A 10,499-nucleotide genomic window follows, 5' to 3' on the forward strand; every position below is an offset into this window, starting at 1 on the left:
TGGTCACCCTGATCGCCCTGTTCGCCCAGGAGCGCGTGCTGTTCCTCGCCTGCCTGGCGCTCTGGGTCGGCCTGTGCACCGCCGGCGCCGCGCGCTACCGCGATTTCCGCGGCTACGCCTGCGTACTCGCCGGCTACACCGCGACCATGATCGGGATTCCCGCCACCGCACACCCGGAAGGCGCCTTCATGGCGGCGCTGTGGCGGGTCCTGGAAATATCCCTGGGCATCCTCTGCACCGGTACCGTCAGCGCCATCTTCCTGCCGCAGACCAGCGGCGCCGCCCTGCGCAACACACTCTACGGGCGCTTCCGCGACTTCGCCGGATTCGCCGCCGAAGGCCTGCAGGGCAGCCTCGACGGCGAGCGCTTCGGCGAGCTCAGCGCGCGCTTCGTCGCCCAGTCCGTGGGCCTGGAAAACCTGCGCAGCGCCACTACTTTCGAAGATCCGCACATGCGCCTGCGCAGCGGCCGGCTGACTCGCCTGAACAACGAATTCATGGTCATGACCAGTCGCTTCCACGGCCTCCACCGCCTGCTCGAACGCCTGCGCGGGCGCGGGGCGCAGAATGTCCTGGAGGTCCTGGCGCCCTGCCTGGCGGAGCTTGCCGGGCTGCTCGCGCCGATTCGCGAACGGACGCCCACCGACGCCGACGCCGCGCGCCTGGCCGAACGCATCGAGGCCTACAAGCCGGAACTGATGCAGACCATCCGCCAGGCCCGCCAGCGCCTGGTGGAGCAGCGCCCCGGCGAGAACGACCTGCTGGATTTCAACACCGCCGCCGAACTGGCCTTCCGTTTCACCGACGACCTGCACAACTACGCCCTGACCCACGCTTCCCTGGCCGAACACCACCATGCCCGCGAGCAATGGAAGGAAAGCTTCGTCGCCCGCGCCAACCCGGTCGCCGCGCTGGTCGCCGGAGCGCGCAGCGCGCTGATGATCGGCCTGCTCGGCACGTTCTGGATCCAGACCTCCTGGCCCTACGGCGGCACCTTCGCCCTCACCGCGGTACTGATCTCGGCGCTCTCCTCGACCTCGCCGAATCCCGGCCGGTTGTCGCTGCAACTCACCCTCGGGACCCTCGCCGGGGCCTGCACCGGGCTGTTCGTGCTGCTCTACCTGCTACCCCACGTGGACGGTTTCCCGATGCTGCTCTGCTGCCTGCTGCCGGTCTTCGCGGTCGGCGCCCTGCTGCTCTGGCGGCCGCAGTGGAACGGCTACGGCGTCGGCCTGCTGGTGTGGTTCTGCTTCGCCTCGCTGCCGGCCAACATGGCGCGCTACGACGCCCTGGCCTTCTTCAACGAATACCTGGCACTACTCTTGTCGATGGTCCTCGCCACGGTCGCCGCCATGGTGATCCTGCCGCCGAACCGGCCGTGGATGTGGAAGCGCCTGGAGCACGACCTGCGCGAGCGGGTGGTGTTCGCCATCAGCGGCAAGAGCAAGGGCCTGGTCTCCGGTTTCGAAAGCGGCACCCGCGACCTGCTGAACCAGGCCTACACCTTCTCCGCCGGCCGCCCGGACGTGCAGCGCCGGTTGCTGGGCTGGATGTTCCTGGTGCTGGAGGTCGGCCAGGCGATCATCGAGCTGCGCCTCGAACAACAACGCCTGCCCCAGGAGCCCTGCTACGCCGAACGCACCGCCTGGCGCCGGGCGATCCGCCTGATGGGCCGGGCGCTGATCCGGCTGTTCCTGCAACCCGGGCCGAGCAACCGCCAGCGCGCCCTGCACGCGGTGAACCAGGCGATCATGGCGGTACGGGCGGCACCGGAGCCGCGCGCACCGCAGTTCGATACCTCGCCGCTGCGACGGGTGCTCAGCTACCTGCACTTCATTCGCAGCGCCCTGCTCGACCCGCAATCGCCCCTGGGCCAGGAAAGAAACCCGTGAGCCGGTCGCAAAGCCGCGGCACAGAGGGCCGCAAGGGTATTGTTACCGATCCGTACAAGGTTCTTGTCTTGACTGAGTCTATATGTCGCAGCCTATCCGAACTTACAATTAACCCAACAGCCGAAGTTAACTCCCGTTGCACTTCGACTCCGCAACTTGATTGCAGACTTACTTACCCAGCCTTGTTTATCGAGTTGCACCGGTGACCTGTCCGCCTGTCTTCCGACGGCAGATCGTACCCACTCAGAAACTACTCAGGTAAATAGTAATGAAGGCTTTCGCCCTGATGGCCCTGTTCGCCTGCTCGCCGCTGGTGATGGCGGCTGGCGCCCAGGATCAACCTGCCAGCCAGCAGGAAAACGCTGTTGAAGAATATGCCTATGGCATGCAACTGGATGTGGCTCGCGTTATATCTTCAACCGACACTTCCAATGCGTGCGGCATCGTTCCCGCACGCATGACCTACGAAGATTCGAACGGGCAGAAACATACCGTCGAATATCAGGTCTGGGGCAACGGCTGCACTGGCGGCTAAACTCTCCTCGACCTCCGGGTCGACCTCCGAAGGATCGCGCCACGAGGGGCAGCTCGCCCATCCGGCGCGATCATTGTGTACTCGGCGGCGAAAATCCCGCCCCTCGGCGAACATCCTGGCCGTCTTCCCCGCGCCTCACCGCGCTGCCGCCCTTCCACAGGGGCCGACGCCTCCGCCGTTTCTTTCCCAGCCTGCAACAAACCGGCAAGCATGCCGCTCAGCCCTCGCCTTGCCCCACGCCATGCTGGCGCAGCTTGTTCGCCGCCGTGGTATGCGAAACGCCGAGGCGCTTGCCCAACTGGCGGCTGCTCGGATGCTCGCGGAACAGGCGCTCCAGCACCGCCTTCTCGAAGCGCCCGACGATGGCGTCGAGGTCTCCTTCCAGGGAAAAATCCCCCAGCGGCTGCGGTGCGCCGTAGTCCGGCAGGCGGATGTGCTCGGCCTTGACCGTTCCCCCTTCGCACAGCGAAACCGCCTGGAACAGCACGTTTTCCAATTGCCGCACGTTGCCCGGCCAGTGGTAGCGTTCGAGACGTTCCAGCGCCTGCGCGGAAAGCTTCGGCAGGCCGCAGCCGATCTGCCGGCTGGCCTGGTCGAGGAAATGCTCGGCGAGCGGCGCCAGGCCATCCAGGCACTCGCGCAGCGGCGGGATGTGCAGCGAGAGCACATTGAGACGGTGATAGAGGTCCTGGCGGAATTCGCCCTTGGCGCAGAGTTCGGACAGGTCTACCTGGGTGGCGCAGATCACCCGCACGTCCAGGTACACCTCCTCGTCGCTGCCGACCCGGCGGAAACAGCCGTCCTGCAGGAAGCGCAACAGCTTGGCCTGCAGGCGCGGGCTCATCTCGCCGACGCCGTCGAGGAACAGCGTACCGCCGGCGGTAAGCTCCAGCAGGCCGAGCTTGCCTTCCGGACGGGCGCCCTCGAAGGCTCCCGGACCATAGCCGAACAGCTCGGTCTCGGCCATGGATTCCGGCAGGCCGGCGCAGTTCAACGCCATGAACGGCGACTGCCCGCGCGGGCTGGCCAGGTGGCAGGCGCGCGCCAGCAGCTCCTTGCCGGTGCCGGTCTCGCCCTCGATCAGCAGCGGCGCGTCCAGCGGCGCCATGCGCCGCGCCTCGCGGACCACCGCGGCCATTACCCGCGAACTCTGGAAGATACTGTCGAAGCCACGCAGCTCCTGCTTGCGCACATGGTAGATGCGCTCGCCGACGCGATCCGCGCGATGCAGGGTCAGCACCGCTCCAGCCAGCGCCTCGCTCTCGTCGTGCTCGGATTGCAGCGGCGCGATGTCGGCGAGGAACACGTCGCCCTTCACCTTCACCCGCAGCCCGTTGATCCGCGCCTTGTTGGCGCGCACCAGTTCGGGCAGGTCGAGGTCCTCCACATAGCGCGACAGCGGAATCCCCGGCACCTCGTCGACGCGCACGCCGAGCAACTGCGCGGCGGCACGGTTGGCGGCGACGATCTGCCCGCCCATGTCCACCGAGAGCACCGGGAAGTCCAGGGCGGCGAGCAGCGCGTTGAGTTCCAGGTGCCGGCGCTCGCTGGGCATCAGGCCGACGCGCTTGACCCCGAAGACCCCCGGCACCGCCTCCAGCTTGGGCCGCAGCGACTGCAACTGGAGGTTGATCATGTTCGGACAGAGCAGGTAGATGGCGTTGCCCTGGTCGCCGCCGACTTCGCCGCGATTGACGTTGATGCCGTAGTCGACCAGCAGGTTGAGGATGTCGCGGAGGATGCCTACACGGTTCTGGCAGTGCACTTTGATACGCATGGCGTGGCCCGGTGTTGTCGTTCTGATGGGCTCGCGGCCGTTTTTTTAACTCCCGGCCGGAAATTTCCGTCAAGAATATGTGACAGTTAGACTCGCCAGCAACAATGCCTGGCCCAATGAACAGGCGACCCAGGCCAATTCGTAAGGAAAACTTTACGAAAACGCCGATTCCTCCCCGTTGCCCGGTCCCTATCCGGGGCTGCACGGACCGTCCCGACGCGGTATCGATAAGGCAACGACAACAACAAAGACCCCGCGGCCACAAGCCGCTCATGGAGTCCGTATGAAAACGACGCAGTACGTGGCCCGCCAGCCCGACGACAACGGTTTCATCCACTATCCGGAAACCGAGCACCAGGTCTGGAATACCCTGATCACCCGGCAACTGAAGGTGATCGAAGGCCGCGCCTGTCAGGAATACCTCGACGGCATCGAACAGCTCGGCCTGCCCCACGACCGGATCCCCCAGCTCGACGAGATCAACAGGGTTCTCCAGGCCACCACCGGCTGGCGCGTGGCGCGGGTTCCGGCGCTGATTCCGTTCCAGACCTTCTTCGAACTGCTGGCCAGCCAGCAATTCCCCGTCGCCACCTTCATCCGCACCCCGGAAGAACTGGACTACCTGCAGGAGCCGGACATCTTCCACGAGATCTTCGGCCACTGCCCACTGCTGACCAACCCCTGGTTCGCCGAGTTCACCCATACCTACGGCAAGCTCGGCCTCAAGGCGAGCAAGGAGGAACGCGTGTTCCTCGCCCGCCTGTACTGGATGACCATCGAGTTCGGCCTGGTCGAGACCGACCTGGGCAAGCGCATCTACGGCGGCGGCATCCTCTCCTCGCCGAAGGAGACCGTCTACTGCCTCTCCGACGAGCCGCTGCACCAGGCCTTCAATCCGCTGGAGGCGATGCGCACGCCCTACCGCATCGACATCCTGCAACCGCTCTATTTCGTCCTGCCCGACCTCAAGCGCCTGTTCCAACTGGCCCAGGAAGACATCATGGCGCTGGTCCACGAGGCCATGCGCCTGGGCCTGCACGCGCCGCTGTTCCCGCCCAAGCAGGCGGCCTGACGAGAATCGCCGCCACCGCGGCTGACCCCGCGGCGGCCTTGTACTATGGTGGACGGGTCCGGCCCGTCCGCCGCTCCCACATGCGACAACCAAGGACTCCCACCATGACCGCACTCACCCAAGCCCATTGCGAAGCCTGCCGCGCCGACGCCCCGCACGTCAGCGACGAAGAACTGCCCGTGCTGCTGCGGCAGATTCCGGATTGGAACATCGAAGTCCGCGACGGCATCATGCAACTGGAGAAGGTCTACCTGTTCAAGAACTTCAAGCACGCCCTGGCCTTTACCAATGCCGTCGGCGAGATATCCGAGGCCGAAGGCCACCATCCGGGCCTGCTGACCGAGTGGGGCAAAGTCACCGTGACCTGGTGGAGCCACTCGATCAAGGGCCTGCACCGCAACGACTTCATCATGGCGGCGCGCACCGACGAGGTAGCGAAAACCGCCGAGGGGCGCAAATGAGTCATTTCGCCAAGGTCGCCCGCGTACCGGGCGACCCGATCCTGGGCCTGCTCGACGCCTACCGCAACGATCCGCGCGCGGACAAGCTGGACCTCGGCGTCGGTGTCTACAAGGATGCCCAGGGCCTGACCCCGATCCTGCGCTCGGTGAAACTCGCCGAGCAGCGCCTGGTCGAGCAGGAAACCACCAAGAGCTACGTCGGCGGCCACGGCGATGCGCTGTTCGCCGCGCGCCTGGCGGAACTGGCGCTCGGCGCCGCCTCGCCGCTGTTGCTGGAGCAACGCGCCGACGCCACCCAGACGCCCGGCGGCACCGGCGCCTTGCGCCTGGCCGGCGACTTCATCGCCCATTGCCTGCCCGGCCGCGGCATCTGGCTGAGCGACCCGACCTGGCCGATCCACGAGACGCTGTTCGCCGCCGCCGGCCTGAAGGTTTCCCACTACCCCTACGTCAGCGCCGACAACCGCCTGGATGTCGAGGCGATGCTTGCTGGCCTGGAGCGCATTCCCCAGGGAGACGTGGTGCTGCTGCATGCCTGCTGCCACAACCCGACCGGTTTCGACCTGAGCCACGACGACTGGCACAGGGTGCTCGACGTGGTACGTCGCCGCGAGCTGCTGCCGCTGATCGACTTCGCCTACCAGGGCTTCGGCGACGGTCTCGAGGAAGACGCCTGGGCGGTACGCCTGTTCGCCGGCGAACTGCCGGAGGTGCTGGTCACCAGTTCCTGCTCGAAGAACTTCGGCCTGTACCGCGACCGCGTCGGCGCGCTGATCGTCTGCGCGCAGAACGCCGAGAAGCTCACCGACGTGCGTAGCCAACTGGCCTTCCTCGCCCGCAACCTCTGGTCGACCCCGCCGGCGCATGGCGCCGAGGTGGTCGCGGCGATCCTCGGCGACAGCGAGTTGAAGGGACTCTGGCAGGAAGAGGTCGAAGGTATGCGCTCGCGCATCGCCAGCCTGCGCATCGGCCTGGTCGAAGCCCTGGCGCCGCACGGCCTGGCCGAGCGCTTCGCCCATGTCGGCGCGCAACGCGGGATGTTTTCCTATACCGGACTGAGCCCGCAGCAGGTCGCTCGGCTGCGCGACGAGCACGCCGTTTACCTGGTCTCCAGCGGCCGGGCCAACGTCGCCGGTCTCGACGCGCGCCGCCTCGACCGCCTGGCGCAAGCCATCGCCCAGGTCTGCGCCGACTGAACCCTCACGGTTACCCTGAGCCGGCTGTGATGGCCGGCTTTTTTTCGCCCCAGCGAATGTCGCGCACTCCCGCCGAGGCGGCGGATAACCGCGTTGCGGTATTCGCCCTACCGCACCACGACCTTGTGGGCGTAGGGCGAATACCGCCACAGGCGTTATCCGCCGAACCTCTCCGAACCGGGCCAACCATAAGTCAGCACTTTCAAAGCCCTACGTGCTTTTCCTACAAAAGAGCATAAAATGCTCAATTATGGGCACCAGTTCACACTGTGCCCCACGGCCCCCACTTTCTCGTCTTAGTGAGCAACGCACGTGAGAAACCGTCTCCTGTCACTGGTCACCCTGTTCCTGTCCCTCAGCGTTGCCACCGCGGTATCCGCCTCCCCGCCGCCCAAGGCCGGGCTGCCGCTGCAACAGGAGCTGGCGTCGGGCAGCGCGCTGGTTACCGACCAGAACACCGGCAAGGTGCTCTACTCGCGCAACCCCGACCTGGTGGTGCCGATCGCCTCGATCACCAAGCTGATGACCGCCATGGTCGTGCTCGACTCGAAACTGCCGCTGGACGAGGTACTGCCGATCGCCATCAGCGAGACCAGCGAAATGCGCGGGGTGTTTTCCCGGGTGCGGGTCGGTAGCCAGATCAGCCGCCGGGACATGCTCCTGCTCGCCCTGATGTCCTCGGAGAACCGCGCCGCCGCCAGCCTCGCGCAGAACTATCCGGGCGGCAAGAACGCCTTCGTCAAGGCGATGAACGCCAAGGCCCACGCCCTCGGAATGAAGAACACCCGCTACGTCGAGCCGACCGGGCTGTCGCTGCACAACGTCTCCACCGCTCGCGACCTCACCCGCCTGCTGGTGGCCAGCCGGCAATACCCGCTGCTCAGCCAGTGGAGCACCACTCCGGAGAAGACCGTGGCCTTCCGCCACCCCAACTACACCCTGGGCTTCCGCAACACCAATCACCTGATCAACAACAAGACCTGGAACATCCAGTTGACCAAGACCGGCTTCACCAACGAAGCAGGTCACTGCCTGGTGATGCGCACCACGATCAACCGCAATCCGGTCAACCTGGTGGTGCTGGACGCCTTCGGCAAGTACACCCACTTCGCCGACGCCACCCGCCTGCGACGCTGGCTGGAAACCGGCCAGGTCACTGCGATCCCGGCCGCGGCCAAGGCCTATCGCCTGCAACGCGACCGCGAGCGCGGCCTCGGCCAGCCGGTGGCCCAGGCCGTACGCTGATCCGTCGCGAAGACCGGCCGGATCAGAAATCCACCTTGCCGCGCCCGGCCTTCACCGCGCCGCGCTTGGCCTTGCCGTCCAGCCGGCGCTTCTGCGAGCCGCGCGTAGGCTTGGTCGGGCGCCGCGCCTTCTGCACCTTGGCCACGCTGCGGATCAACTCCGCCAGGCGCTCCAGGGCATCCTCGCGGTTCTGCTCCTGGGTCCGGTACTGCTGGGCCTTGATCACCACCACGCCGTCGCCGCTGATGCGCTGGTCGTTCAGTGCCAGCAGACGCTCCTTGTAGAACGGCGGCAACGACGAGGCCTGGATGTCGAAGCGCAGGTGCACCGCGCTGGAGACCTTGTTGACGTTCTGCCCGCCGGCGCCCTGGGCGCGAATGGCATTCAGCTCGATCTCATGATCGGGCAGGTGGACGGCATTGGAGATGATCAGCATGGGGCGGCACGGTGGACCAACGGGCTGCCAGCATACCCCCTTTGCCGAGCGGAAAAGCAGGCCAAAAGAAACCCGGCCGCGGCCGGGTTCCTTCATTTCGGCTAAGGCGCCAGGTCGAACTCAACGCTCCTTGCAGGCGACCCCGTCGGTGGGCTCGCCGCCCTTCCAGTCGCCGTAGAGGGTGGCCTCCTCGCCCTTGGTCCACCAGATGTACTGGCCGGCGGCGTACTTGGCGCCGGAGGCGGAAATCACATTGCTGAAGACCAGCGTCGAGTTGTCGCTGACCGGCACCACGGCGAGGCTGTTGTCGCCCTTGTTCAGGTACTGCACGGTGAACTTGCGACCGTTCTCGCACTTGTAGTCGACGCTGCGGGTATCCAGCTTGGCATCCCCCGGCAGGGCCAGGTAATCGACCTGGGCGGTCTGCTTGTCGTCGTCGCTGCCGCCGCAGGCGACCAGGACCACGGGAACGGCAGCCAGAAGCAGCCAGAGCGCTTTTTTCATGGAAATCCCTCTAACGAGAAAAAATGGCGCTGCCACTGTAGGAATTCGGCACCTGCCGCGTCAACGACAGGCGCCCCTAGAAAAAGTCTTGTGGGCCGCCGGGACGCGCAAAGGAGCGCTCCCCTCTCCTCTGCGCGCCGGCGCCCCATCGATCACTCGGTGACCGGCTTCACTCGCAGGCCCGGCATCGGCCGCGGGGCTCCCTTGAGTCGGTAGCAGGCCCACATCACCAGCAGCCAGACCGGGATGGCATAGACCGAGACCTGGATGCCGGGGATCAGCAACATGACGCCGAGGATGAACACCACGAAGGCCATGCACAGGTAGTTGCCGTACGGATACCAGAACGCGCGGAAGTGCGTGCGGGTGCCCTGGCGGTCCATCTGCGCGCGGAACTTCAGGTGCGCCATGCTGATCATCGCCCAGTTGATCACCAGCGCCGCCACCACCAGCGACATCAGCAGCTCCAGCGCCTGGTGCGGGATCACATAGTTCACCACCACCGCGAGGAAGGTCACCAGCGCCGATACCACCAGGGCGCGTACCGGTACGCCGCGCTTGTCGACCCTGGCCAGCGCGCGCGGGGCATCGCCCTGCTCGGCCAGGCCGAGAAGCATGCGGCCGTTGCAATAGGTGCCGCTGTTGTACACCGACAGTGCGGCGGTGAGCACCACGAAGTTCAGCAGGTGCGCGGCAGTGCCGCTGCCGATCATCGAGAATATCTGCACGAACGGGCTGCCGCTGTAGGCATCGCCGGAAGCGTTGAGGGTCTGCAGCAGGCTGTCCCAGGGCGTCAGCGAGAGCAGCACGACCAGGGCGCCGATGTAGAAGATCAGGATGCGATAGATCACCTGGTTGATCGCCTTCGGGATCACCGTCCTCGGCTTGTCCGCCTCGGCCGCGGTGAAGCCGAGCATTTCCAGGCCACCGAAGGAGAACATGATGATCGCCATGGCCATCACCAGGCCGCTCACTCCGTTGGGGAAGAAACCGCCGTGTGCCCAGAGGTTGCTCACCGAAGCCTGCGGACCGCCGCTGCCGCTGAACAGCAGGTAGCAGCCGAGCAGGATCATGCCGATGATCGCCACCACCTTGATGATCGCGAACCAGAACTCGGCTTCGCCGAAGGCCTTGACGTTGGCCAGGTTGATCGCGTTGACGACGACGAAGAACAACGCCGCCGTGGCCCAGGTCGGCACCTCCGGCCACCAGTAGTGGATGTACTTGCCGACCGCGGTCAGTTCCGACATCCCGACCAGGATGTACAGCACCCAGCAGTTCCAGCCGGAGAGGAAGCCGGCGAAGCCGCCCCAGTACTTGTGCGCGAAGTGGCTGAAGGAGCCGGCGACCGGCTCCTCGACGATCATCTCGCCGAGCTGGC

10 protein-coding genes are annotated in these 10,499 nt (G+C 66.0%); 6 read left to right on the forward strand and 4 right to left on the reverse strand.

Going from position 1 to position 10,499, the window contains the following annotated elements; translation table 11 throughout:
* Positions 1 to 1,892, forward strand: a 1,892-nt coding sequence (locus HMPREF2914_RS05345) for an FUSC family protein (protein ID WP_070702807.1), incomplete at its 5' end; no start/stop codon positions are given.
* A gap of 268 nt (positions 1,893 to 2,160) precedes the next feature.
* Positions 2,161 to 2,427: a DUF2790 domain-containing protein gene (locus HMPREF2914_RS05350; RefSeq protein ID WP_003085904.1), complete on the forward strand. Its 267-nt coding sequence runs from the start codon at positions 2,161 to 2,163 to the stop codon at positions 2,425 to 2,427.
* A gap of 217 nt (positions 2,428 to 2,644) precedes the next feature.
* Here the strand turns inward: HMPREF2914_RS05350 and HMPREF2914_RS05355 are convergent, their stop codons facing one another.
* Complete coding sequence (locus tag HMPREF2914_RS05355) at positions 2,645 to 4,204, reverse strand: sigma-54-dependent phenylalanine hydroxylase transcriptional regulator PhhR (protein ID WP_003105980.1); 1,560 nt, start codon at positions 4,202 to 4,204, stop codon at positions 2,645 to 2,647.
* Positions 4,205 to 4,487: 283 nt separating this feature from the next.
* On the opposite strand from HMPREF2914_RS05355, the gene phhA reads away from it, so the two are divergent.
* From phhA to pbpG, 4 genes are all read left to right on the forward strand, one after another.
* Complete coding sequence (gene phhA / locus HMPREF2914_RS05360; protein WP_023092162.1) at positions 4,488 to 5,276, forward strand: phenylalanine 4-monooxygenase; 789 nt, start codon at positions 4,488 to 4,490, stop codon at positions 5,274 to 5,276.
* A 104-nt stretch (positions 5,277 to 5,380) separates the two neighbouring features.
* Positions 5,381 to 5,737 carry a 4a-hydroxytetrahydrobiopterin dehydratase gene (locus HMPREF2914_RS05365; RefSeq protein ID WP_003085898.1) on the forward strand — a complete coding sequence of 119 codons (357 nt, stop codon included), beginning with the start codon at positions 5,381 to 5,383 and terminating at the stop codon, positions 5,735 to 5,737.
* Positions 5,734 to 6,933: an amino acid aminotransferase gene (locus tag HMPREF2914_RS05370; RefSeq protein WP_003110269.1), complete on the forward strand. Its 1,200-nt coding sequence runs from the start codon at positions 5,734 to 5,736 to the stop codon at positions 6,931 to 6,933. The genes HMPREF2914_RS05365 and HMPREF2914_RS05370 overlap by 4 nt, the downstream gene beginning before the upstream one ends.
* 312 nt (positions 6,934 to 7,245) lie before the next feature.
* On the forward strand, positions 7,246 to 8,178 hold the full coding sequence (gene pbpG, locus HMPREF2914_RS05375; protein ID WP_003105974.1) for a D-alanyl-D-alanine endopeptidase: 933 nt from the start codon (positions 7,246 to 7,248) through the stop codon (positions 8,176 to 8,178).
* Between the two features lie 22 nt (positions 8,179 to 8,200).
* Here pbpG and arfB read toward each other — a convergent pair whose 3' ends face one another.
* The 3 genes from arfB to HMPREF2914_RS05390 all read right to left on the reverse strand — a co-directional run.
* On the reverse strand, positions 8,201 to 8,614 hold the full coding sequence (gene arfB / locus HMPREF2914_RS05380; protein WP_003105972.1) for an alternative ribosome rescue aminoacyl-tRNA hydrolase ArfB: 414 nt from the start codon (positions 8,612 to 8,614) through the stop codon (positions 8,201 to 8,203).
* Positions 8,615 to 8,734: 120 nt separating this feature from the next.
* On the reverse strand, positions 8,735 to 9,118 hold the full coding sequence (locus tag HMPREF2914_RS05385; protein WP_003085889.1) for a lysozyme inhibitor: 384 nt from the start codon (positions 9,116 to 9,118) through the stop codon (positions 8,735 to 8,737).
* Positions 9,119 to 9,270: 152 nt separating this feature from the next.
* A partial coding sequence (locus HMPREF2914_RS05390) for an amino acid permease (protein ID WP_070621863.1) occupies positions 9,271 to 10,499 on the reverse strand: 1,229 nt, incomplete at its 5' end.

The sequence above is a fragment of the Pseudomonas sp. HMSC067G02 genome, from assembly GCF_001813485.1.
GTDB classification, from domain to species: domain Bacteria; phylum Pseudomonadota; class Gammaproteobacteria; order Pseudomonadales; family Pseudomonadaceae; genus Pseudomonas; species Pseudomonas aeruginosa.